Below are 24,128 nucleotides of genomic sequence, written 5' to 3'. Positions count from 1 at the left end.
CGGCGCCATTGCCTGTCCCATCCGCTCTCTCCCTGACTCGAAGCCCCGGCCTACTACCCTGACAAACCAGGTTCGAAACCGCGCAAAGGGGTCCCTTCCGGCGCGCCGTGCGCCGGGAGAGACCCCTATGTCGATGGTCAGCGGGATCCGGAGATCAGCCGCCGTCCCACCGAGGCGATCAGCCGGTCCAGCTCGGAGCCGAACGGGTTGTCGTGCACCAGGTACGTCCAGGTGGCGCTCGGCCGGACCAGCTTCGCGGCGTCCGGCTCCCAGCCCTCGTCGAACTCGGTCTCCTCGAAGGTGGCGATGGTCCGCGCCTCGATCTCCGGGACGAGCGCGTTGAACGCCGGGACGGCGCTGCGGTGGAACTCGTCCAGCGGGTCGAGGCGGCCCAGCGCCCGCAGGTGCACACCCTCGCGGACCTCGGAGAGCTCGGCCAGGTGCTCGGCCCAGAGCCGGTCCAGGTGGTAGAGGGCGATCTTCCGGGCCACCTCGGCGAGCAGGTCCTCGTCCATCTCGCCGGCCTTCTCCGGCACCCGCTCCAGCAGCATAAGCGCGGCGATGTCGCTGGTCAGCAGCCGCTCCCGCCGCTCGGCGAGGGCCTTGCGCTGCTGCTCGATCACCACGCTGTAGCGCCAGGTGTTGCGGTGGATCTCGTGGTTGACGCCCTCCGCGACCCGCTGGGCGTGCTCCACCGCGTAGTCGACCTGCGGGTCGGTGACCAGGCCGTCGGCGTTCATCCGGGGCGACGCCGGGACGGTGTCGCCGGCGTGCCGGACGACGAGGTCGTCCTCCAGGCTGACGAAGAAGACCGACCCGCCCGGGTCGCCCTGCCGGCCGGCCCGGCCGCGGAGCTGGTCGTCGACCCGGCGGCTGTCGTGCCGGCCGCTGCCGATCACGTAGAGGCCGCCGAGGCCGGCCACCCGCTCCCGGTCGGCCTGGTCGCTGCCGCCGAGGCGGATGTCGACGCCGCGGCCGGCCATCTGGGTGGAGACGGTCACCGCGCCGTGCGCGCCGGCCTCGGCGATGATCGCCGCCTCCTCGTCGTCGTTCTTGGCGTTGAGGACCACGCAGGACACGCCGGCCGCGTGCAGCCCGGCCGCCAGGCCCTCGGACTCCTTGACGTCCAGGGTGCCGACCAGCACCGGGCGGCCCGCCTCGTGGCAGCGCTTGATCTCGTCGATCAGCGCCTCCTCCTTCTCGGCCCGGGTGGCGTAGATCCGGTCCTGCTCGTCCTCCCGGATGCACGGGGTGTTCGGCGGGATCACCGCCACCTCGAGGCCGAAGAACTCGCGGAGCTGGTCGCCGACGAGCACCGCGGTCGCGGTCATCCCGCAGATCTTCGGGTAGAGCGCGATGAACGCCTGCACGGCGATGGTGCCCAGCACCTCGCCCTCGGCGGTGGCGTCCAGGCCCTCCTTCGCCTCGACCGCGGCCTGCAGCCCGTCCGGCCAGCGGCGGCGCTGGGCCACCCGGCCGCGCATCTCGTCGATCAGCTCGACCGAGCCGTCCCGGACGATGTAGTCCACGTCGCGGTGCAGCAGGGCGTGCGCGTGCAGCGCCACGTTGACCGCGGAGAGCTGCCCGACGTGCTCCTCGTCGTACAGGTCGATGCCACCGAGCTTGGCTTCGACGGTGGCCAGGCCGGCGGAGGTGAAGGCGACGCTGCGGCCGTCCTCGGCGATCGTGTAGTGCTTGCCCTTGCGCAGGCCGCGGACCAGCCCGGCGGCCGCGTGCACCGGGTCCTGCTCGCCGGCAACCGCGCCGGCGAGCACCATCGGCACCCGGGCCTCGTCGATGAGGATGGAGTCGGCCTCGTCGACGATGGCGGTCTTGAGCGCCGGCTGCACCCGGTCGTCGAGGTCGGTGACGAGTTGGTCGCGGAGGAAGTCGAAGCCGGCCTCGCTGACCGAGACGTAGGTGACGTCGCAGGCGTACGCGGCGCGCCGCTCGTCGGGGGTGGAGGCCTCGTTGACCCAGCCGACGGTGAGCCCGAGCAGCCGGTAGACCGGTGCCATCCACTCGGCGTCGCGGCGGGCCAGGTAGTCGTTGACGGTGAGCACGTGGACCGGGCCGTTGCCCATCCGGACGTGGCCGTACGCGGCGATGGTCGCGGTGAGCGTCTTGCCCTCACCGGTGGCCATCTCGGCCACCTTGCCGGAGAGCAGGGCCATCGCGCCGAGCAGCTGGACGTCGTAGGGCCGCTGGTCGAGGCCGCGGCGGGCCGCCTCCCGGCCGATCGCGCAGATCTCCTCGTACCCCTCGGCCTGCCCGGCGGCCTCGGTCAGCTCGGCGTCGGAGAGCTTCTCCAGCTCCGCCTCGCGGGCCTCGACGGCCGGCAGCAGCTTCTCCAGCGGGGCCAGGTCGACCGTCGTCCCCGGGCGCTGGAGGAACCGCCGGAACCTGGTCTTCAACCGTTGCGACACACCCATGAGCGGCAACGGTACGCGAACCGGAGCCGATTGTGGCCCCCGACCGGCGCCGGGTCTGTCCGGTGTCCGGTTTCCTGACCGTTTCGGCAGCTCAGGGCGGTTGCGGCCGATGGCCGTCAGGAGGGTCGCCGGCGACCGCGCGGGCCCGCGGGTCAGCCGGCGAACACCACCTGGAGTTCCTGCCGGCGGCGCTCGGCCAGGTCGATCAGCAGCGCCGGCGCCTCGTCGAGGGGCACCACCGCCGTCACGACGTGCTTGCGGATCAGGTCGCCGTACTGGCGCAGCAGCTCGATGGTCTCCGCGGAGAGCCGTTCCCGGTCCCAGGTGGGGGCGAGCCCGCGGGGCACCCGCCCGATCTGGGCGCAGCGCAGCGACAGCCCGTTGTGGTGGAACTCCTCGCCGAGCCGGACCTCGTCCGCGCCGGACTGGTAGAACGCGAGGTCGATGACGGTGCCCTGGGGGCGCAGCAGGCGCAGCGCGAGGTGCAGCGCCCAGGCCTGACCCCGGCACTGGAACACCACGTCGGCGCCCCGGTCGCCGGCGGCGTGGTGCCACCGGGTCTTGAGCACCACCGCCGGGTCGTCCGCGGCCGGGTCCAGCGTCTCCAGGCCGAGCGCCTCGGCCACCTCCCGCCTGGCCGGGGTGGGGTCGAGGACCACCACGGACGCGGCGCCGTGCCGCCGGGCGAACAGCGCGGTGAGCAGGGCGACCACCCCGCTGCCGACCACCGCCACCCGGCGGCCGCGTACGCCGTCGCCGAGCGAGCGCACGTCGGTGCCGCACAGGTCGGCGGCGGCGTGCAGCAGCCCGTTGGCGCAGATCGGGCCCATGTGCGCGACGTAGACGCCGAGCAGCGGGTCGAGGTCGTCGGGGAGCGGGACGAAGCGTTCGGCGAGTGGGTCGGCGACGTACCCGGTGCGGTGGCCGTAGGTCATCGCGCCCACGGTGCCCACCGGTACGGCCGGGGTGCGGCTCTCCACCACCCGGCCGACCTGCATGTAGCCGAGCCGGGTCACCGGGTACGGGGTGCTCGCCGCGCCGGGCTGGAACAGCCCGAGATCACTGTTCCAGGTGACGTTGAGGTAGGGGTTGGTGCCCTTGACGTAGCTCAGCTCGGTGCCGGCGGAGACCCCGCTGCACACCGTCGCCACCCGGAAGGTGCCCTCGCGCAGCTCATCCGCCTCCTGCTCGACCAGCTCCACCGCGCCCGGTCCGTTGACCACGACCACCCGGTCACGCATCGACGGTCACCCCGGTCGGTTCGGCCGGCACCGCGTCGGCGACCGGGGCGGTGAGCCGGGCGGCCGGCCCGGTGGGCAGCGCCACGCTGCGCCCGGTCCGCGCCGACTCCGCCACCGCGAGGGCGAGCCGCTGGGTGCGCAGCGCCTCGGCGTACGGGACGCGGATATCGTCGCCGATACCCCGCACCGCGTCGACGAAGGCCCGGTCGACGGCCACCCGGGCGCCGTCCGGGTCGGCGGGCAGGTGCCGCTCCCCCTCACCGTCGCAGATCAGCAGGCCGTCCTCGGCCAGCGACATCGCCAGCCCGTCGGCGAGGATCTCCACGCCGGCCCGGTGCTTCCAGCCGAGCACGCAGGCCGCGGCGAGGGTGCCGACCGCGCCCGAGGTGAAGCGAACGGTCGCCGCGGTGACCGAGTCGATGTCGGCGCCCTCCACCGGCGGCGGGGTCCCGTCGCCGTACGCGGTCACCTCCGACGCCTCGCCGACCAGCACCCGGACCAGGTCGAGCACGTGTGCGGCCTGCTCGACCACCGGGCCGCCGGAGCGGTCGCACCGGGCCCACCAGGCCACCGGCGGGACCTTGTCCAGCCAGGCCGCGTTGACCATCCGCGCCGGGCGGTCGGCGAGCATCTGCCGGGCCTCCGCCACGACGTGCAGGTAGCGCCAGTGGTGGCCCACCGCGGTGAGCAGTCCCCGCCGCTCGACCAGCGCGGCGATCCGTTCCGCGGTCTCCAGGTCCACCGCCACCGGCTTCTCCACGAACATCGGCACGCCGGCGTCGATGACCGCCTCCTCCACCGGCCCGTGCGCGAACGGCGGTACGCAGACGTACACGGCGTCCGGGCCGGCGGCGAGCAGTTCCGCCACGCCGGCGAAGGGGCGTCCGCCGTACGTCCCGGCGAGGGCCTCCGCCGCGTCCCGGGCAACATCGGTCACCCCGACCAGTTCCACGTCCTCGAAGCCGGTCAGCACACGGGCATGGCGTTGCGCCACCCCACCGGCCCCGACCAGTCCCACCCGGCACGTACGCATCCGTCGACCCTCCCGCCGCGACTCACGAAGCTGCCGACTGCTCTCCCCTGGTCGGCGCGCAACCAAACGTTCACCGGCGAGGAACCGGCCGGAGAGTGGGGGTGATCACGCTGTTCGGCATGATCCGGTTAGCGCGGGGTGCGTAATGGGAAAAGCAAACCCGCGTTTCCGCCACAACCTGGGGGTGCCAGTGCGGGATACACAAGCAATCGTTTCACCTGTGGTGGAGGCCTGGGCCACGTACCGCACCACCTCGGCGGACGACTGGCCGGCGCAGCGGTTGCTGCGGGCGAAGGGTGACAGCCGGGTGAGCGTGGTGCTGCCGGCGCGCAACGAGGAGGCCACGGTCGGCGCCATCGTGTCGACGATCCGCGAGCACCTGATGGACCAGATCCCGCTGGTGGACGAGCTGATCGTGGTGGATTCCCGGTCGACCGACCGGACTGCCCAGGTGGCCCGGGCGGCCGGCGCCGAGGTGGTCAGCCAGGATGCGATGACCCGCGGGCTGCCCCGGCTGTCCGGCAAGGGCGACGCGCTCTGGGCGGGGCTGGCGGCGGCCGAGGGGGAGGTGGTCGCGTTCGTCGACGCCGATCTGCGCGAGTTCCGGCCACACTTCGTCACCGGGCTGATCGGCCCGCTGCTGACCGACCCGTCGGTCGATTTCGTCAAGGGCTTCTACCACCGGCCCCTGGTACGGGCCAGCGGCGTGGAGCCGGACGGTGGCGGGCGGGTCACCGAGTTGGCGGCCCGTCCGCTGCTGAATCTCTTCTGGCCCGAGTTGGCCGGGTTCGTGCAACCGCTGGCGGGCGAGTACGCGGGCCGCCGAGTGGTGCTGGAGCAGGTGCCGTTCGTCTCCGGGTACGGCGTGGAGACGGCCATGCTCATCGACCTGTTGGAGCTGGTCGGGCTGGACGCGCTGGCCCAGGTGGACCTCGGCCAGCGCAAGCACCGCCACCAGGACGTCGCCGCGCTGGGCCGGATGTCCGCCCAGATCATGCTCACCGTCTGGTCCCGGTTGCAGCGGCGGGGCTGGGCGAGCCCGGACGCCGTACCGAGCACCCTGCTGACCCAGTTCCGGCGGGGCGGCTCGGAGGCGCTGCCCAACCTGGACCGGGAGATCGTGGTCAGCGACATCTCGATCGAGGAGCGCCCACCGCTGGCCCAGTTGCGGCACCGGGTGCCCCGGCGACGGGTCGCGGCGTGAGCGGGCGCGTCCGGCTCGGCGGCCGGGCGGGTCGCGCCGCCGACGGAAGGATCCCACGATGAGTCTCACGGTCCTGATGAACGCGGGCCCCTGGTTGTCCGTGCCGCCGCCCGGCTACGGCGGGATCGAGAACATCGTCGCCACCCTGGTGCCGGAGCTGCGCAAACTCGGCGTACGGGTGGTGCTCGCCTCGGTGGAGACCAGCACGCTGCCCGTCGACGAGAAGATCTCGGTCTTCCCGGACGGGCAGTTCCACGCCCTGCAACGGCCGTACAACCAGGTCTGCGGGATCTCCCAGGCGCATCTCAGCGGGGTGGTGCGCGCGCTGCACACCCGCGACGACATCGATCTGGTGCACGACCACGTGGAGGCGGTCGGGCTGGCCACGCTGGCGGCGATGGGACCGGACGCCCCGCCGGTGCTGCACACCCTGCATTGGGACCTGGCCAAGCACCCCGAGCTGTACGGCAACCTCGACGGCGGCGACCGGATCCGGGTGAACGGGGTCTCCGCGGCGCAGCTGGCCCGCGCGCCCCGCGCCCTGCAGGACCACTCGGTCGGGCACGTGCACCTGTCCACCCCGCTGGCGGTCGACGCGGGCCGCCGCCCGCCGGCGGAGAAGGGCGACCACGTGATCGTGCTGGGCCGGGTCAACCCGGGCAAGGGGCAGGACCTGGCCGCCCGGCTGGCCCAGCAGGTCGGCTTCCCGCTGGTGCTCGCCGGCCCGGTCGGGCCGTACCACCGGCCGCAGGACCTGGCCGCGGCGGGTGACGAGGCCCGGCAGAACCCGGACGTGCGCTTCTTCTACGACCAGGTCGCTCCGTACGTGGACGGCGACCTGGTGCGCTGGGTGGGCACGGTCGCCGGCCAGGAGCGGGACGACCTGCTCGCTGGCGCGCGGGCCGCGCTTTTCCCGCTGCGCTGGGAGGAGCCCGGTGGCACCGCCGTGGTCGAGTCGCTCTCGCTGGGCACCCCGGTGGTGGCAGTCGCCCGTGGTTGCCTGCCGGAGCTCGTCGAGCACGGCCGCACCGGTCTGCTTACTACCGACGAGGAGGAGCTGGGCGATCTGGTCATGGCCGCCGGGCTGCTCGAGGCGGACGAGTGCCGGCGCGAGGCGGCCGCCCGGTTCACCCCGGCGGTGATGGCCGAGCGGTACGTGGGCCTGTACGAGCGGGTCCGCCAGCCGGCCGCCCCGACCCTCCAGCTCGCCTGAGGGAGGGACACCCGCGTTTGCCGCCCCGGCCCGCGGGGAAGCCGTCCGGACCCAGCTCAGGAGGCCGGCATGACGAACTCGATGGCCCACTCGCGGGCGCGACGGAACCCGGCCGACGGCCGCGCCCCGGCAAGCCGGGCCGCCGCGGCCATCGGGGTGATCTTCCTGATCGTCGGGGTGCTCGGCTTCATCCCGGGGATCACCACCAACTTCGGGGACCTCTACTTCGCCGGACACGAGTCGATGGCGAAGCTGTTCGGCGTCTTCCAGGTCTCGGTCCTGCACAACATCCTGCACCTGGTCTTCGGGGTGGCCGGCCTGGCGCTGGCCGCGACGGTCTCTGGGGCCCGGGCCTTCCTGGTCGGCGGCGGGGCGATCTACCTGGTGCTCTGGCTCTACGGACTGATCGTCTACCACAGCACCGGCGCCGCGAACTTCATCCCGGTCAACGGCGCGGACAACTGGCTGCACCTCGGGCTCGGCATCGGGATGATCGCCCTCGGGCTGGCCACCACCCGGGTCGCCGCTCGGCGCTGACCGGGGCGGGATGGGCGTCTGGTCCGGTTTCATCCGCCGTAGTCGCGGGTAGTTGGCAGGTCCGCGACGACTCGGAAACGAGGGCCTGATGTCGACCCGGATCAGCTGCGAGGTGCGCGACGAATTGCCGGTCGCGGTCGTACGGCTCACCGGCGAACTCGACGTGGACACGATGCGGTCGGTGCACACGGTGCTGGAGCGGTGCCTGGCCGCCCAGCCCGACGCGCTCGTGGTGGACCTGGGACGGCTGGACGTCGCGGACCCGCTGGCGCTCTCCATCTTCGCGGCGGCTGCCCGGCGGGCCGCCGACTGGCCCGCGGTGCCGCTGGTGCTGTGCGCTCCCCCGCCGGCCGTGGCGAGCTGGCTCAACGAGATGACAGTGGGCCGGGAGCTCCCGGTACGCCCGGACTGCGCCGGGGCCGCGGCGCTGGCCGGCGCGGCGGCGGCCCCCCGGCTACGGGAGCGGCTGGAGCCGGTCGCCGGGGCGTGCCGGCGGGCCAGGGAGCTGGTCACCGACGGCTGCCGCCGGTGGAACATCCCGGAACTGGCCGGCCCGGCGGCGCTGGTGCTCACCGAACTGGTCGGCAACGTGGTTCGGCACGCGGGCACCCCGATGCAGGTGACGCTGACCCTGCGCAGGCCGTACCTGCGGGTGGCCGTGCTGGACGGCAGCCCGGCCGACGCGCGGGCCGCGGCCGCCCCCGACCTGCGGGCCGAGGGCGGTCGCGGACTGATGCTGGTCCGCGAGCTGAGCCAGCGTTGGGGCAGCGCCCCGGCCGGCACCGGCAAGGTGGTCTGGGCCATGCTGCCCGCGAATTGACCTAAATTTCACTCTCGCCTGGTTTTATGGGTATCGGGCGGGTATGTCTGCCCGTCCGTTCTGTAATCGACGGGGTGAGAGCGATGCCCAAGCGGGTAGTCACGGAACCGGCCAGGGACCGAGGGCCCGCGATCCTCGCGCCGGCCCACTTCGGGGGGTATCCCGGGCCCGTCCGGGAGGCGGTCAAGGGCAACTCGCTCTGGCGGCTGCTGCGCAGCACCGACGCCAAGGTGATCGGGTTGCTGTACCTGACGACGTCGTTCATCTTCTTCCTGATCGGCGGGGTGCTGGCGCTGCTGTTGCGCGCCGAACTGGCCCGGCCGGGGCTGCAGTTCCTCTCGCCCGAGCAGTACAACCAGTCGTTCACCATGCACGGCACGATCATGCTGCTGCTCTTCGCCACCCCGCTGGTGTTCGCGTTCGGCAACTACATCGTCCCGCTCCAGATCGGCGCGCCGGACGTGTCGTTCCCCCGGCTGAACGCGCTCGCGTACTGGCTGTACCTGTTCGGCGGCTCGATCGTGGTCGGCTCCTTCGCCACGCCCGGCGGCGCCGCCGACTTCGGCTGGTTCGCGTACACGCCGCTGAGCGAGGCCCAGCACAGCCCGGGGGTCGGGGGCAACATGTGGATCGTCGGCCTGGTCATCTCCGGGCTCGGTACCATCCTCGGCGCGGTCAACATGATCACCACGATCGTGACCCTGCGCGCCCCGGGCATGACCATGTTCCGGATGCCGATCTTCACCTGGAACCTGCTGCTCACCAGCGTGCTGGTGATCCTGGTGTTCCCGCTGCTGGCCGCCGCGCTCCTCGCGCTCGGCGCGGACCGGCTCCTGCACTCGCACGTGTACGACCCGACCACCGGCGGGCCGATGCTCTGGCAGCACCTGTTCTGGTTCTTCGGGCACCCCGAGGTCTACATCGTGGCGCTGCCGTTCTTCGGCATCATCACCGAGATCATTCCGGTCTTCGCCCGCAAGCCGATCTTCGGCTACACCGGTCTGGTCCTCGCCACCATCGCGATCACCGTGCTGTCGATGAGCGTGTGGGCACACCACATGTTCGGCACCGGACAGGTGCTGCTGCCGTTCTTCAGCGTGCTCAGCTATCTCATCGCGGTGCCGACCGGGGTGAAGTTCTTCAACTGGATCGGCACCATGTGGAAGGGACAGCTCACCTTCGAGACGCCGATGCTGTTCGCCGTCGGCTTCCTGGTCACCTTCCTCTTCGGCGGGTTGACCGGCGTGCTGCTGGCCAGCCCGCCGGTGGACTTCCACCTGACGGACTCCTACTTCGTGATAGCGCACTTCCACTACGTGCTCTTCGGCACCATCGTCTTCGCCGCCTTCGGCGGGGTCTACTTCTGGTTCCCGAAGATGACCGGCCGGCTGCTCGACGAGACGCTCGGCAAGGCCCACTTCTGGACCATGTTCATCGGCTTCCACACCACCTTCCTGGTCCAGCACTGGCTGGGCAACGAGGGCATGCCCCGGCGCTACTCCGACTACCTGCCCAGCGACGGCTTCACCACCCTGAACACCGTCTCCAGCATCGGGTCGTTCGTCCTCGGCGCGTCCACGCTGTTCTTCATCTACAACCTCTGGAAGTCCTGGCGGTACGGCGCGCAGGTCACCGTCGACGACCCCTGGGGCTACGGCAACTCGCTGGAGTGGGCCACCACCTGCCCGCCCCCGCTGCGCAACTTCGACCGGATGCCTCGGATCCGCTCCGAGCGGCCTGCCTTCGACCTCAAGTACGGCCGCCTGGTCGCCAGCCTCGGCAGCGACCTGCCGCAGCGCACCACCAAGCCGCCGCAGCACCTCGCCGAGGAGTTGCACCGCGAGCGACACGTCCCCGAGGCGCCGGCCGCCGAGGGCGCGCACGGCGCCCGGGAGGCGGTCGCCTACCACCCCGCGCCGCAGTCGGGCGCCCGGCCGGTCGACGTGCCCGAGCCGGAGGAGATCCTTCGGCCCAGCTTCGAGGAGGCCGACGAGCCTGAGGAAACCATCCTGGGCGCGGAGCGGACACCGGTGGAGAACGAGGAGTGGCGCCACCCGCGCGGGCGTGGGGACACCTCGGAGTACTGATCCGGAGTCACGCGAGAGGGCCGGCGCTACGGGCGCCGGCCCTCTCGGGCGCACGGGGTCAGTCGGCGGCCGGCAGGCCGGCCGCGGCGAGTGACCGGCGTACCGCGGGCTGCACCCGGGTCAGTCGCAGCGGCACCCCGGTCCGGGCCGCCGCGTCCCGGCCGGCCATCAGCGCGGCGATGCCGCCGGCGTCGAAGCCGCCCGCACCGACCAGGTCGACCACCACCTCCCGGGGCTGCCCGGTCACCGCCTCCAACATCGCCTTGCGGAGCTGGTCCGCGCCGTCCCGGTCGACCTCGCCGCCGACCTCGACGACCACCCGGTCCCCGTTCTGCCTGACCGAGATCTTCGCCTTCGCCGGCTCGGACTCGTTCGCGCCGTTCTGCCACGGGGGCGCAGCGTCGGCGAGCATCGCCTGTCGCAGCCAGGTCAGCGCCCGGGAGAGCAGCCGGGAGACGTGCATCTGGGAGATGCCGAACCGGGCCGCGATCTCCGCCTGGGTCTGGTTGCCGTAGAAGCGCATGGCGAGGATCCGCCGCTCCCGCCAGGGCAGCCGGTGCAGCAGGCCGCTGACGGTGACCCGGTCGTCGACCGACTCCAGCGCGTTGTCCGATTCGCCGACCAGATCGCCGAACTCGGCGGAACTCTCCCCGCCGACCGGTGCGTTGAGCGAGGCGGGGCTGTAGCCGGCGGCGGACTCCAGCGCGGCGAGGATCTCCTCCTCGGGCGTCTCCAGCCGCTGGGCCAGTTCGGCCACGGTCGGAGCCCGGGACAGCTCGCTGGTCAGCGCCGCGGTCGCCTGCCCCACTTCCAGGATCAGGTCGCGCAGCCGGCGGGGCACGTGTACGCCCCAGGTGCGGTCCCGGAAGTGCCGTTTGATCTCCCCGACGATAGTGATGGCCGCGTACGCGGTGAAGGAACCCCGTTCCGGGTCGTACCGGTCGACGGCGTTGACCAGGCCGAGGCGGGCCACCTGCTCCAGGTCCTCCAGCGGTTCCCCGCGGCCCCGGTAACGGCGGGCCAGCCGGCCGGCGAACGGCAGCGCGAACCGGACGAGATCGTCCCGCGCCTCCTGCCGCCGCTCCGGCGGCAGGCCCTCGATCCGGGCCGCGTACGCCAGGGCCGCCGCGTCGAGGTCCTCCAGGCCCCGCTCGGTGGGTGGTGGTGTGGTGGGTGTGGTGGTCTGTCCGAACATCCGCGCCTCCCTCAGGAAGGTCCCCCGCCCGGATTGGGAAGACCGGTCGTGCGCGTGGTCGGGCCACGCACCGGGCCGGAAATGGGTTAGGTGACGGAACGCCAGGAGCGGCGGCAGCTCGCTGCACGGCGTCGTGTGCCGTCTCGCAGCGAGCGGTGTTCCCGCTCCGTAGGTACTCAATCACGGACCGCGGGATCGTGAGGATGTTTCGCCGGGGTTCGGTCAGGAGACGAGCAGTCCCTGGTGGGCGCCCGCGTCCCGGAGCGCCGCGAGGGCCTCGGCCATCCGCAGCGGCGGCGGGGTCGGCAGGTCGTACGGCTGGTTGCGCAACACCTCGGTGGCCCGCCGGGTCGGCACGGAGGTGACCGGGTAGCCGCGGGCCGAAGCCCGGTCCAGCGCCCGGCGCCGGCGCCCGAAGCCGGCCACGGCGAGCCACTGCGGCAGGCCGGCCAGGGCGGGCGACCGGACCCCAGGCGGCTCCGGCAGCACGTCCACCGAGCTGAACGCCTCGCTGCCGGCGAGCCACCACTCCGCCCCCTGCACCCGGCGCCGGGTCGCGTTCTCGCACCAGTACGGCACCAGCCCGGCCCGCACCACCTGCCACGGGTCAAGCAGCCGGCCGCACTCGACCACGAGCCGGTCGCCGGTCTTGCCGGCCCGGCGCAGCCAGCGCCGGTACAGGTCCGCGGTGGCGGCGCTCAGCGCGTCCGGCTGCGGGACGAGCCCCCGGTGCAGCGGATGCCCGTGCCGGCCGGTCCACTCCCGGGCGTTGTGCTCGAAACCGGACTCCACACCGTTCTCCGCGTACGCCGCCGGGCAGGAGACGTCCGGCGGCGCCCAGTGGGAGCTGTCCCCGCCGGCGGAGCGGAGCACCTGGCGCAGCGCGTGCGCGTCCGGGTGGAAGTCGACCGGGTCGAGGCCGCTGGCCGGGGAGCCGACCTGGAAGCTGTGCCCGGCCCCCTCGTCGAGCACCGGCCAGGTACGCGCGTCGTGCAGCAGCAGCACCGGCGCGGCGGGCTCCAGCCGGTCGGCCAGGAACCGGGCGTATGCCCTGGGCAGGGCGCGCCAGCGCACCGCGAGGGCAACCGTGGCGCCGGCCGACGCGCCCCGGCTGGCCGGGCAGTGCACCTGGCGGACGTGCACGTCCGGGTTGGCGGCGAGCAGCCGGCCGGCGAGGGCGGCGCCGTGGTCGAGCGCGGCCTGGGGCCGGTCCACCGCTCCGCGGGTCCAGTGCACGGTCAGCTCGAAGCCGGCGGGCAGCCAGGGCACGCCGAGGGCCACCGCGAGGTGCACCGCGGCGCCGTGCGGGGAGCCGAGCACCACGCCGGGCCAGCGGCCGGCCGGGTACTGGTCGACGATCCAGCCGGCCACCCGCTCCGCGTCCACCTCGGCGACCTGCGCCGGGGCCAGCGCGACCCGGCCGGCGGCGCGGGCGGCGGCGGCCCGGCGCACCGGCTCGGGGGCGCCGGCGAAGCGGGAGAACGGGGTGGGGTGGCCGAGGTCGGCGCAGTCGTCGCCGCGCAGCGCCCGGGCCGTCGCGGCCACCAGCACCCGCGCGGTGCTGCCCGCCGCCACGATCCGATCGCCGCTCAGGCCGCTGCCGGCGGTCGTCGCCCCCACGGGCCCCTTCCGCACCGGCCCCACCTTGCCTCGTTCGCTCACCACGCGGCCCGGCTTCCCGTCCCGATGGGGTCTAAACGGGGCATCCCCCCACGGGCCGGACCAATCCTCGGGTGTCCGGCGGCACCGCGCTTGCCGCGCACCGGCCCCAGGCACGTCGAGTCCGCCCAAGATCCGCACGGGAACGGGGAAGTTGCTGCCTCGCGGCGCGCGAAGGCAGCAACTTCCCCGATGTTGTGGCGGCGTCCCGTACGGTCAGGCGTTGCCCCGGCCGGGCGTGCTCGCGTCGACGTATCGCAGCACCGCCCCCACCCCGTCGGTGAGTTCGGGCGCCTCCTCGGGCGCGAGCACCGTCAGGTCGGCGTCGGTGCCGACCAGCGCGCGCAGCAGCGCGGCGTCGGCGCGGACCCGCTGCGGATCGGCCACCGACATGGCCGCCAACTGCTGTGGATCGGTGGCGATCTCGGTCGGCTCGGGGCCCACCCACAGCTCGCCGGTGGCCGACGGGTCGTCCACGATCAGCATGGTGTCGACCTGATTGCGTTGCAGGGCGGAAACCACCGCGGCAAGCCCGGCCCCGACGTCCTCCTGGGTGCCGAACCTGTCCAGCGCGACGCTGATCCGCTGGTCAGCGACCTCGGCGATGGTCTGCACGGTGACGTCGTCCATGAGCATGGGGTCGGCACCCCGGGCGCGGGAACCGGCGTCGGTGCGGACCAGCACGTCCTGCCAGCGCTCGGGGAGCTGGGCGGCGATCATGCCGGTGGCCCGGACGTCGCCGGCCACCACCACCACGTCCGCGCCCACCCGGTCGGCCAGGTCGGCGGTGGCTGCGGCGGCGTCGCCCGCGTTGTGGTGCCAGGCTTCCATGGCGGCGCGCTGGTAGCGGGACTGGGACCAACCGCCGGGATTGACCCGGCGTAGCTGGTAGCTCTCCCGCCCGACGACGTGCGACTTGCGCGGCACCCCGCCCGCGCTGACCGCGATCGCGTCCGCCCCGATCCGGTCGGCCAGCACCCGCACCCAGGCGATCTGCTCGCCGCGCTGGGCGACCAGCGGCATGGTGTGCGGCAGGGCGGACCAGCTGGCCAGGTCCCGCAGCGGCGGCGCGGAGAGGTATTCGGTGAGCACCACCCGGCCGCGGGTGGCGAAGATGGCCACGCCGTAGTCGCCGGGCATCGGATCGTGCCGGCGGACCACCTCCTCCACCGCGTCGACGGTCACCTGGTCGGCGCCCTGCTCCAGCAGGCTCCCCTTCAGGGAGCGCCAGCGCAGGTCGACCGCAGGACGGGAGTCGTGGGTGTCCCGGGAGGCGTCCAGGTACACCGAACACCACGGCCCAGGGCGGTCGTAGAGCGGGCGCAGGAAGGACAGCTGCATGCTCGACCCCTTTCCAGCTCGGCCGCACGCATACCCGCACCACGGGGGATGTCACCTGGCCGGGCCGGCGCCCGTGACCGGCTTTCATTCATGCCTTTCAGCCTGCGAGGTCGATACCATGAGTGAACTGAACCGGACTCTCGGTGGTGACCATGGACACTGACCTCCACATCCGGCGCGCCGTCCAACCGACGGAGCGGATCGTCAACGGCCGGCTGGTCCGGCTCATGGAGGGCTACGCGCGCGAGGTGCGGGTGGGGCAGCCGATGCTCGTCGCGGTGCTGACCGCGGCAAGCGTGGTGGGGCTGCCGGTGCGGATGGCGCGGGCGCTGCTCAGCGCCGGCGGCGGTGCCCGGCGCCGGTTCAAGGAGCTGAAGAAGGGGCCGGAGTTCCTGGTCACCCCGGTCCGGCTGCGCGATGCCGCGAACCGGCTGCTGGAGGTGGAGCTGCACGGTCACCTGCCGCAGAGCGCGCTGCACCCCGGCGACCACCTGCAGCTCACCCTGCGGCCGCAGCGCGACGACGACCTGCCGCCGCGGATCGAGCGGATCGTCAACCTGACCACCGGGCAGCTGCTGACCCCGCGTACCGCCACGGTCTGGTCCCACCTGGGCCCGCCGCTGCTGCTCCAGGCGGCACTCGGCGCGCTGCTGGTGCTGGGCGTCGCTTCCTGCTCGGTGCTCACCTGAGGTTCCGCCCCGCCCCTGCCAGGGCGGCGGTCAGCCCACCGGGGTGAGCGGACGGTCGACCGGCGCCGGCGCGCCCAGCAGGCCGCGCCGGCGGGCCCACCGCTCGAACAGCACGGTGGCGAACGGGGGCACCGCGCAGGCCAGGGCGACGGCGGTGTGCCACAGCGACCAGCGGTGCTGCCGGGCCACCACGAGGACGAGGAGCCCGTACACCACGAAGAGCGCGCCGTGGATCGGGCCGAACACCTGCACGCCGAGCTCGTTGCGCGGCGGGCCGTACTTGACCGCCATGCCGGCCAGCAGCCCCGCCCAGGAGCACGCCTCAGCGATCGCCGCCGCCACGAACAGCCTGGTCGTCTTCTCGCGCATCCGCACTCCCCACGATCCGTCCGCGCCATGCTAACCGGCCGAAGCGTCGGGACCGGGCAGTCACGGACACGACGCGACGGGGATCACCGGGGCCCTGCGCGGGTAGTAAGGGGTCCTTCGGGTCTTTCCCCATCCCGCCGTGGCGTGCGAGGTTAGGGGGACCAACGGTGACAGGGTGGTGACCATGGGCGAGGACGTCGGCGTACGCACCTTCAGCCGCGAGGACCGGGCCCGCTACCGGGAGAAGGTACGGCGCTGCCTGGACGTCTTCGCCGAGATGCTGCGCGAGTCCCGCTTCGACGTGGAGCGGCCGATGACCGGGCTGGAGATCGAACTCAACCTGGTCGACGACGACTCGCAGCCGACGATGCGCAACGCGGACGTGCTCGACGCGGTCGCCGACCCGGCCTTCCAGACCGAGCTGGGCCAGTTCAACGTGGAGATCAACGTGCCTCCGCGCCGGCTCGGCGGCACCGGCACCGCACAGTTCGAGGAGAACGTCCGGGCCAGCCTCAACGCGGCCGAGGAGAAGGCCCGCACGGTCGGGGCGCACATGGTGATGATCGGCATCCTGCCGACCCTGCGCCCGGAACACCTGACCGCCGCCACCCTCTCGACGAATCCCCGCTACAAGCTGCTCAACGAGCAGATCTTCGCCGCCCGCGGCGAGGACCTGCGGATCTCGATCAGCGGGGTGGAGCGGCTGGTGGTCACCGCGGACACCATCACCCCGGAGGCCGCCTGCACCAGCACCCAGTTCCACCTCCAGGTCAGCCCGGCCCAGTTCGCCGACCACTGGAACGCCGCCCAGGCGATCGCCGGCGTCCAGGTCGCCCTCGGCGCCAACTCGCCGCTGCTCTTCGGCCGGGAGTTGTGGCGGGAGACCCGGGTGCCACTGTTCCAACAGGCCACCGACACCCGCGCGGAGGAGATCAAGGCCCAGGGGGTACGCCCGCGGGTCTGGTTCGGCGAGCGCTGGATCACCAGCGTTTTCGACCTGTTCGAGGAGAACGTCCGCTACTTCCCGGCGCTGCTGCCGGTCTGCGAACCGGAGGACCCGGCCGAGGCCCTGGCCAGCGGCGACGTGCCCGGCCTGGCCGAGCTGCGGTTGCACAACGGCACCATCTACCGCTGGAACCGCCCGGTCTACGACGTGCTCAAGGGGCGCCCGCACCTGCGCGTGGAGAACCGGGTGCTGCCCGCCGGCCCGACCGTGCTGGACACCATCGCCAACGGCGCGTTCTACTTCGGCCTGGTCCGGGCGCTCGCCGAGTCGGACCGGCCGCTGTGGTCGCAGATGTCGTTCAGCGCCGCCGAGGAGAACTTCGCCACCTGCGCCCGGCACGGCATCGACGCCCAGGTGTACTGGCCCGGGCTGGGCTACCTGCCGGTCACCGAGCTGGTGCTGCGCCGGTTGCTGCCGCTGGCCCACCACGGGCTGGACCGGTGGGGGCTCGACCCGGGCGAGCGGGACCGGCTGCTCGGCATCATCGAGCAGCGCTGCCTGACCGGCCGCAACGGCGCCACCTGGCAGGTGGAGACACTGCACCGGCTGGAGTCCGCCGACCACCTGGACCGGCCGGAGGCGCTGTGCGAGGTGGTCCGCCACTACGTGGACCTGATGCACAGCAACCGACCCGTGCACGAGTGGCCGATCCCCTGAGTGCTCAGCCGGTGGGCATCAGCCAGCCCGCCGTTCGCCTGAGGGCTCAGCCGGCGCCCCAGGGGGGCGGGTCGTCGCGCAGCCGGCTGTAGAGGTATCCGTCGCGCCATGCGGCGGCCCGGAACTCGCAGGCCCGGACCACACCCTCCAACTGGAAGCCGGCCTTCTCCAGCGACCGCTGCTCGGCGACGTTCTCCGGGTGGGTACCGGCCTGGATCCGCTGCGCCGGGCTGTGCGCGAACAGGTAGTCGCAGAGCAGCGCCTGGGCCCGCCAGCCGATGCCCCGGCCACGCCACTCGGGCAGCAGGGCAATGCCGATCTCCCAGTACGGCGCGCGTCCGCCGTAGCTGCCGGACAGGTAGCTGACGTAACCGGCGGCGGCCTCCCCCGGCTCGACCTGCACGATCAGGCGGCCGTCCCGCTCGCCCAGGTAGCGGTCCTCGGCGTACCGGCGGGCCGGCGCGCCCGCGTCCCGGAAGCCGGCCCAGTCCAACCCGATCAGCCCCGGCTCGGTGAGGAACCGGCGGAACATCGCGAGGTCGGTCTCGGCGACCGGGCGCAGCCGGACGGTGCAGCCGCCGGCCTCGTGCGTGATGCCGGCGAGCGACACGGGTGGTCCAGCTGCTGCCATGCCCGGCACGCTAGCGGCTGGGCCCGCCCGCCGCCGCCCCGCTGACCGGCGGGGGCCGCGACGAGTTGCGGCAGGTCGCGGTGTCGCGAGCCGAGGACGCGGCGTGCCGCATGTCGCCCTGCAGGTCCACCGGCCCAGCGGGGGTCAGAGCGCGACGATCGCCGCCGACTCCGGCGGCAGCTCGATCCCGTCCCGCATCACGGTGACCCCGCTCTCCGTGGCGAGGAGCACCCGGCGCACCACGCCCGGCAGATTGATCCGCTGCGGCTTGCCGGCCAGGTTCGCCACCACCAGGCACTCGCCCCGGCGCATCAGCAGGAACTGGTCGCCGTGCCGTACCTCGACCCGGTTCAGCCGCGGGTCGGACAGGTCGGGTCGGCTCTTGCGCAGCGCGATCAGCCGCCGGTGGAAGTCGTACATCTCCCGGTGCTCGGGCTTGTCCAGCTCGGCCCAGTCCAGCCGGGACCGGACAAAGGCCTGCGGGTCGGGCACCTCCCTCGCCGGCCAGCCGTGCGCGGCGAACTCCCGCCGCCGGTCGGCCACCGCAGCGGCCAGTGCCGGCTCGGGGTGGCTGGTGAAGAACTGCCACGGGCTGGTGGCCGCCCACTCCTCGCCCATGAACAGCATCGGGGTGAACGGCGCGGTCATCAACAGGGTGGCGCCGACGCGCAGCAGACCGGCGGAGAGCGTCTGGGAGATCCGGTCACCGGTGGCCCGGTTGCCGATCTGGTCGTGGTTCTGCAGGTACGCCACGAACCGGTGGCCGGGCGTGCGCTGCCGGTCCACCGGCCGCCCGTGACTGCGGTTGCGGAAGCTGGACCAGGTGCCGGCGTGGAAGAACGCCCCGGTCAGCACGTCGGTCAGGCACTCCAGCGAGCCGAAGTCGCCGTAGCAGCCCTGCCGCTCGCCGGTGAGCAGGCTGTGCAGGGCGTGGTGGGCGTCGTCGTTCCACTGGGCGTGCAGGCCGTAGCCGCCGGCCTCCCGCGGGGTGATCAGCTTCGGGTCGTTGAGGTCGGACTCGGCGATCAGCGACAGCGGGCGGCCCAGGTGGGTGGAGAGCGACTCGACCTCGACCGCCAGCTCCTCCAGGAGGTGGGTGCCCCGGGAGTCCGGCATGGCGTGCACGGCGTCCAGCCGCAGCCCGTCGACGTGGTAGTCGCGCAGCCACATCAGCACGCTGTCGACGATGTAGCGGCGTACCCCGTCGGAGTGCGGCCCGTCCAGGTTGACCGTGGGGCCCCAGGGGTTGCGCTGCTCGGCGAGGTACGGCGCGAACATCGGCGCGTAGGCCCCGGAGGGCCCGAAATGGTTGTAGACGACGTCGAGGATCACCCCCAGCCCCCTGGCGTGCGCGGCGTCGACCAGCCGCTTGAGCCCGTCCGGCCCGCCGTACGGCTGGTGCGGGGCGTACCAGCAGACGCCGTCGTAGCCCCAGCTGTGCTCGCCGCTGAAGGCGTTGACCGGCAGCAGCTCGACCAGGTCGACGCCGAGGTCGACCAGATGGTCGAGGTGGCCGATGGCGGCGTCGAAGGTGCCCTCCGGGGTGAAGGTGCCGACGTGCAGCTCGTACAGGACGCTGCCGGGCAACTGCCGGCCGGTCCAGCTCTGGTCGGTCCACCGGAACGCCGCGTGGTCGTAGCGGCGGCTCGGCCCGTGCACGCCCGCCGGCTGCCAGGCCGACCGGGGGTCGGGCAGCGCCCGCTCGTCGTCGTCGAGCAGGAACGCGTAGTCGGTGCCCGGTCCGGCGCCGGGCACCTCGACCCGCCACCAGCCGTCCGGCCCGGGACGCATGTCGCGGTCGGCGATGCCGGGCAGGCGCAGCCGAACCCGGGCGGCTTCGGGCGCCCACACCGTGAACTCGGTCATGCGGCGGCCTCCACAGAGTCAATGGGAGCGAGGAGGGCGACGGGATAGGTGCTCAACAGATCATGAAGGAGCAGCTCAAACCCACTGTAGACCCGACCGGTGAACATGTCCGCAACACGATGAACGGAAATCGACAGGGTCGTGTCCCGCCGGCCGCCGGCCGTCGGATCGGAGGACATCGGGCCCGGTCAGGCCGCGAGTCGGAGGACGGCGGGCCCGGTCAGGCCCTCCGCTGCAGCACCAGCAGCGCACGGTCGGGCATGCAGACGGTGCCGCCCGCCTCGACCAGCGGGGTCTGCTCCGGATCCGGGTCCGCGGTGCTGATCACCAGTTCCCACCGCGGCCCGAACTCGGCCCCGGGCAGCGTGAAGTCCAGCGGCGCGTCGTGCGCGTTGAACAGCAGCAGGAAGGAGTCGTCCCGGTGGCGCTGGCCGTACTGGCCGCGTTCCGGGATGCCGTCGCCGTTGACGAAGAGGGTCACCGAGCGGCCGAAGTCGTTCCCCCAGTCCTCGCCGGTCATCTCCCGGCCGTCGGGGGTGTACCAGGCCAGGTCGGGCAGGGCGGAGCCGGCGGCCCGGCCGCCCACCGGCAGCCCGGTGAGGAACCGGCGCCGGCGGAACACCTGGTGCCGGTTGCGGAAGTCGGTGAGCCGCCGGACGAAGTCGAGCAGCTCCTCGTCGGCCCGTTCCCAGTCCACCCACGCCAGCTCGCCGTCCTGGCAGTAGGCGTTGTTGTTGCCCTGCTGGGTGCGGCCCAACTCGTCGCCGTGGCCGATCATCGGCACGCCCTGGGAGAGCATCAGGGTGGCCAGGAAGTTGCGCCGCTGCCGGGCCCGCAGGGCGAGCACCGCCGGGTCGTCGGTCGCCCCCTCGACGCCGCAGTTCCAGGACCGGTTGTGGCTCTCACCGTCCCGGTTCTCCTCGCCGTTGGCCTCGTTGTGTTTGTCGTCGTACGAGACCAGGTCGGTGAGGGTGAACCCGTCGTGGCAGGTGACGAAGTTGATGCTGTGGAAGGGCCGGCGGCCGTCGTCCTGGTAGAGGTCGGCGGAGCCGGAGATCCGGGAGGCGAACTCGGCCAGGGTGGCCGGCTCGCCGCGCCAGAAGTCCCGCACGGTGTCCCGGTACTTGCCGTTCCACTCGGTCCACCGCGGCGGGAAGTTGCCCACCTGATAGCCGCCGGGCCCGACGTCCCACGGCTCGGCGATCAGCTTCACCCGGCTCACCACCGGGTCCTGCTGCACCACCTCGAAGAAGGTGGAGAGGCGGTCGACCTCGTAGAATTCGCGGGCCAGGGTGGCGGCCAGATCGAACCGGAAACCGTCGACGTGCATCTCGGTGACCCAGTAGCGCAGCGAGTCCATGATCAGCTGCAACGAGTGCGGGCTACGCACGTTGAGGCTGTTGCCGGTGCCGGTGTAGTCGACGAACTGGCGCCGGTCCGCCTCGCTCAACCGGTAGTAGCTGGCGCAGTCGACGCCCTTGAAGCTGAGGGTCGGGCCGAGGTGGTTGCCCTCGGCGGTGTGGTTGTAGACCACGTCGAGGATGACCTCGATGCCGGCCGCGTGCAGCGCCTTGACCATGCCGCGGAACTCCTGCACCTGCTGGCCTCGGCCGCCGAGCGCGGAGTAGCCGTGGTGCGGGGCGAAGAAGCCGATGGTGTTGTAGCCCCAGTAGTTGCGCAGGCCCAGGTCGGCCAGGCGGTGGTCGTGCACGAACTGGTGCACCGGCATCAGCTCGACCGCGGTCACCCCGAGCCGCTTGAAGTAGTCGATCATCACCGGGGACGCGATCGCCGCGTACGTGCCGCGCAACTCCTCGGGGATGTCGGGGTGGCGCATGGTCAGCCCGCGCACGTGCGCCTCGTAGATCACGGAGTGGTGGTACGGGGTCCGAGGCGGCCGGTCGTTGCCCCAGTCGAAGTACGGGTTGACCACCACGGACTTGGGCATGAAGGGGGCCGAGTCGGTCTCCGACATCCGGTCCGGGTCGCCGCCCAGCTCGTAGTCGTAGAGGGCCGGATCCCAGGCGACCTCCCCGTCGACCGCCTTGGCGTACGGGTCGAGGAGCAGCTTGTGCGGGTTGCCGCGGACCCCGTTGGCCGGGTCCCACGGCCCGTGCACCCGGTAGCCGTAGCGCTGCCCCGGCCCGATCCCCGGCAGGTACGCGTGCCAGACGTACGCGTCGACCTCGCGCAGCTCGACCCGGCGCTCGGCGCCGGTGTCCCACTCGTCGAACAGGCAGAGCTCGATCTTCTCCGCCACCTCCGAGAAGATCGCGAAGTTCGTGCCCATCCCGTCGTAGGTGGCGCCGAGGGGGTAGCTCTCGCCCGGCCAGACCTGCATGTCGCTCCTTCGGCCCATGATCATGAGCGCACCGGACGGGCGGGCCGCCGGTGCGCACGCCGGTAGTGCGCCGCCGTACGTTCCGCCAACCCACCCGTTCGGACAGTAGCCGGAATCCACCCACCTGATATCGACCGAGCCCTCAGGTGTTGTCCGTCACGATCGCCCTTTTCCAGGTGCAAGTTCGCGTGAGATGCCGTTTCCTGGTATCCGGACGTGCGCGCCCGCGCCGATCCGCCCGGCCGTTCGGCCACCCTCACCACGCTCACCACGCCGCCAGAGTCGTCGGCGCGCACCACCATGCCTGGACGGAGATTGATGTGACGATCCTGCGGGTCGGCGAGCAGCCCGCCACCGCGACGGAACCACGGAACCGACCCACCCGCACCGCCCGCCCGTCCATCCCGCAGCAGCCCGGCGTGCCGCCCCGGACCCGCCGCATCCTGATGCTGTCGTGGGAGTACCCGCCGGTGCTCGTCGGCGGCCTCGGCCGCCACGTGCACGCCCTCTCCGTCGCGCTGGCCGCCGCCGGCCACGAGGTCACCGTCGTCACCCGCCACGCCGAGGGCGCACCCCTGGAGGAGTACGCCGACGGCGTGCGGATCGTCCGCGCCGCCGAGGACCCGGTCACCTTCCCCCTCGCCACCAACTCCCTGCTGGCCTGGACCATGGCGTTCAACCACACCCTCACCCGGGCCGCGCTGCGCGCCGCCGAGTCCGGCGGGTACGACGTCATCCACGCCCACGACTGGCTGGTCGCGCACACCGCGATGACCCTGCGCGAGCACCTGGACGTGCCGCTGGTCAGCACCATCCACGCCACCGAGGCCGGCCGGCACCAGGGCTGGCTGCCCGAGGAGATGAACCGCACCATCCACGGCGTCGAGCACTGGCTGGCCGCCGAGTCGGGCCGGGTGATCGTCTGCTCGGGCTACATGCGCGACGAGGTGGCCGCCCTGTTCGGCGTGCCGGCCGGGCGGGTCGACGTGGTGCCCAACGGCGTCGAGCCGCAACGCTGGCAGGCGCCGGCGGCCGCGGTCGCCGCCGCCCGGGCCCGCTTCGCCGGGGACGGCCCGCTGGTCACCTTCGCCGGCCGGCTGGTCTACGAGAAGGGGGTGCAGCACCTGCTCGCCGGGCTGCCCCGGCTGCGCCAGCGGCACCCCGGGCTGCGGGCCGTGGTCGTCGGCGACGGGCCGTACCGGGCGACCCTGGCGGCTGAGGTGCACCGGCTCGGCCTGGGTGACACCGTGAGCATGCCGGGCTTCCTCGGCGGCACCGACCTGCCCGCGGTGATGGCCGCCGCGGACTGCTTCGCGGTCCCGAGCATCTACGAGCCGTTCGGCATGGTCGCCCTGGAGGGGGCGTCGGCCGGTGCACCTCTCGCCGTGTCGCGGACCGGCGGGCTGGCCGAGATCGTCGAGTCGGGCGTGACCGGGATGACCTTCGCCCCGCAGGACCCGGACGGGCTGGTCGAGGCGGTGCACGCGCTGCTCGCCGACCGGGAGCACGCCCGGGCCCTCGCCCGCCGCGCCCGCACCATGGTCCACGAGCAGTACGGCTGGTCGGCGATCGCGTCCCGCACCGCCGCCACGTACGCCGCCGCCATCGCCAAGGACGCCGCGTTCACCGCCGAACGGGCCGAGCAGCGGATGGCCCTCGGCCGGGCGCTCCCGCCGCTACCGGAGGGCAACTTGCTGGCCGCTGCCGGGCTCCGCTGAGGCGTACCCGCGGGCGGGCGACGGTGGATCGCCCGCCCGACGGCGGGGGTCACCGAGATGGGTCGAGGCACGTCATCATGCGGTCACGA

At 72.9% G+C, this 24,128-nt stretch carries 18 protein-coding genes; 8 read left to right on the top strand and 10 right to left on the bottom strand.

The window, feature by feature from the left end; genetic code table 11:
- Window positions 1-137 precede the first annotated feature (137 nt).
- The 3 genes from secA2 to ACFYM6_RS28355 form a co-directional block, all read right to left on the bottom strand.
- Window positions 138-2,432: an accessory Sec system translocase SecA2 gene (secA2, locus tag ACFYM6_RS28365; RefSeq protein ID WP_387280382.1), complete on the bottom strand. Its 2,295-nt coding sequence runs from the start codon at window positions 2,430-2,432 to the stop codon at window positions 138-140.
- A gap of 152 nt (window positions 2,433-2,584) precedes the next feature.
- Window positions 2,585-3,673 (bottom strand): zinc-binding alcohol dehydrogenase, encoded by a 1,089-nt coding sequence (locus tag ACFYM6_RS28360; RefSeq protein ID WP_387280380.1) that lies wholly within the window; start codon window positions 3,671-3,673, stop codon window positions 2,585-2,587.
- Window positions 3,666-4,706 carry a Gfo/Idh/MocA family protein gene (locus ACFYM6_RS28355; protein WP_387280378.1) on the bottom strand — a complete coding sequence of 347 codons (1,041 nt, stop codon included), beginning with the start codon at window positions 4,704-4,706 and terminating at the stop codon, window positions 3,666-3,668. Before ACFYM6_RS28355 ends, ACFYM6_RS28360 begins: the two co-directional genes overlap by 8 nt.
- A 190-nt stretch (window positions 4,707-4,896) precedes the next feature.
- Between ACFYM6_RS28355 and ACFYM6_RS28350 the strand changes: the two genes are divergently transcribed.
- From ACFYM6_RS28350 to ctaD, 5 genes are all read left to right on the top strand, one after another.
- Window positions 4,897-5,910 carry a glucosyl-3-phosphoglycerate synthase gene (locus ACFYM6_RS28350; protein ID WP_387280460.1) on the top strand — a complete coding sequence of 338 codons (1,014 nt, stop codon included), beginning with the start codon at window positions 4,897-4,899 and terminating at the stop codon, window positions 5,908-5,910.
- Between the two features lie 58 nt (window positions 5,911-5,968).
- On the top strand, window positions 5,969-7,123 hold the full coding sequence (locus ACFYM6_RS28345) for a glycosyltransferase (RefSeq protein WP_387280376.1): 1,155 nt from the start codon (window positions 5,969-5,971) through the stop codon (window positions 7,121-7,123).
- A 69-nt stretch (window positions 7,124-7,192) separates the two neighbouring features.
- A complete protein-coding gene (locus ACFYM6_RS28340; protein WP_387280374.1) occupies window positions 7,193-7,660 on the top strand; it encodes a DUF4383 domain-containing protein in 468 nt (155 codons plus the stop codon).
- An 88-nt stretch (window positions 7,661-7,748) separates the two neighbouring features.
- On the top strand, window positions 7,749-8,480 hold the full coding sequence (locus ACFYM6_RS28335; protein ID WP_387280372.1) for an ATP-binding protein: 732 nt from the start codon (window positions 7,749-7,751) through the stop codon (window positions 8,478-8,480).
- 83 nt (window positions 8,481-8,563) lie between these two features.
- Window positions 8,564-10,567: a cytochrome c oxidase subunit I gene (ctaD, locus tag ACFYM6_RS28330; protein WP_387280370.1), complete on the top strand. Its 2,004-nt coding sequence runs from the start codon at window positions 8,564-8,566 to the stop codon at window positions 10,565-10,567.
- 58 nt (window positions 10,568-10,625) lie between these two features.
- Here ctaD and ACFYM6_RS28325 read toward each other — a convergent pair whose 3' ends face one another.
- The 3 genes from ACFYM6_RS28325 to ACFYM6_RS28315 form a co-directional block, all read right to left on the bottom strand.
- Window positions 10,626-11,762, bottom strand: a complete 1,137-nt coding sequence (locus ACFYM6_RS28325) for a SigB/SigF/SigG family RNA polymerase sigma factor (protein ID WP_387280368.1) — start codon at window positions 11,760-11,762, stop codon at window positions 10,626-10,628.
- A 222-nt stretch (window positions 11,763-11,984) separates the two neighbouring features.
- A complete protein-coding gene (locus tag ACFYM6_RS28320; protein ID WP_387280366.1) occupies window positions 11,985-13,397 on the bottom strand; it encodes a hypothetical protein in 1,413 nt (470 codons plus the stop codon).
- Window positions 13,398-13,637: 240 nt separating this feature from the next.
- Window positions 13,638-14,762, bottom strand: a complete 1,125-nt coding sequence (locus ACFYM6_RS28315; RefSeq protein ID WP_387280365.1) for a Vms1/Ankzf1 family peptidyl-tRNA hydrolase — start codon at window positions 14,760-14,762, stop codon at window positions 13,638-13,640.
- A gap of 143 nt (window positions 14,763-14,905) precedes the next feature.
- Between ACFYM6_RS28315 and ACFYM6_RS28310 the strand changes: the two genes are divergently transcribed.
- A complete protein-coding gene (locus ACFYM6_RS28310) occupies window positions 14,906-15,451 on the top strand; it encodes a hypothetical protein (protein ID WP_387280363.1) in 546 nt (181 codons plus the stop codon).
- A 30-nt stretch (window positions 15,452-15,481) separates the two neighbouring features.
- Here the strand turns inward: ACFYM6_RS28310 and ACFYM6_RS28305 are convergent, their stop codons facing one another.
- Window positions 15,482-15,820, bottom strand: a complete 339-nt coding sequence (locus ACFYM6_RS28305; RefSeq protein ID WP_357442330.1) for a DUF3817 domain-containing protein — start codon at window positions 15,818-15,820, stop codon at window positions 15,482-15,484.
- Window positions 15,821-16,004: 184 nt separating this feature from the next.
- Here ACFYM6_RS28305 and ACFYM6_RS28300 point away from each other — a divergent pair, with 184 nt between their 5' ends.
- Window positions 16,005-17,483 (top strand): glutamate--cysteine ligase, encoded by a 1,479-nt coding sequence (locus ACFYM6_RS28300; protein WP_387280361.1) that lies wholly within the window; start codon window positions 16,005-16,007, stop codon window positions 17,481-17,483.
- Between the two features lie 46 nt (window positions 17,484-17,529).
- Here ACFYM6_RS28300 and ACFYM6_RS28295 read toward each other — a convergent pair whose 3' ends face one another.
- The 3 genes from ACFYM6_RS28295 to glgX form a co-directional block, all read right to left on the bottom strand.
- The gene (locus ACFYM6_RS28295; RefSeq protein ID WP_387280359.1) at window positions 17,530-18,114 is read right to left on the bottom strand and encodes a GNAT family N-acetyltransferase; all 585 of its coding nucleotides are present in this window, start codon (window positions 18,112-18,114) and stop codon (window positions 17,530-17,532) included.
- A gap of 144 nt (window positions 18,115-18,258) precedes the next feature.
- Window positions 18,259-19,980 (bottom strand): malto-oligosyltrehalose trehalohydrolase, encoded by a 1,722-nt coding sequence (treZ, locus tag ACFYM6_RS28290; RefSeq protein ID WP_387280357.1) that lies wholly within the window; start codon window positions 19,978-19,980, stop codon window positions 18,259-18,261.
- Window positions 19,981-20,200: 220 nt separating this feature from the next.
- On the bottom strand, window positions 20,201-22,321 hold the full coding sequence (glgX, locus tag ACFYM6_RS28285) for a glycogen debranching protein GlgX (RefSeq protein ID WP_387280355.1): 2,121 nt from the start codon (window positions 22,319-22,321) through the stop codon (window positions 20,201-20,203).
- A 320-nt stretch (window positions 22,322-22,641) separates the two neighbouring features.
- On the opposite strand from glgX, the gene ACFYM6_RS28280 reads away from it, so the two are divergent.
- Window positions 22,642-24,039 carry a glycosyltransferase family 4 protein gene (locus ACFYM6_RS28280; RefSeq protein WP_387280353.1) on the top strand — a complete coding sequence of 466 codons (1,398 nt, stop codon included), beginning with the start codon at window positions 22,642-22,644 and terminating at the stop codon, window positions 24,037-24,039.
- Window positions 24,040-24,128: the final 89 nt, after the last annotated feature.

It is taken from the genome of Micromonospora sp. NPDC006431 (assembly GCF_042870725.1).
Taxonomy (GTDB): domain Bacteria; phylum Actinomycetota; class Actinomycetes; order Mycobacteriales; family Micromonosporaceae; genus Micromonospora.
This window is presented reverse-complemented; position numbering and strand designations above follow the sequence as displayed.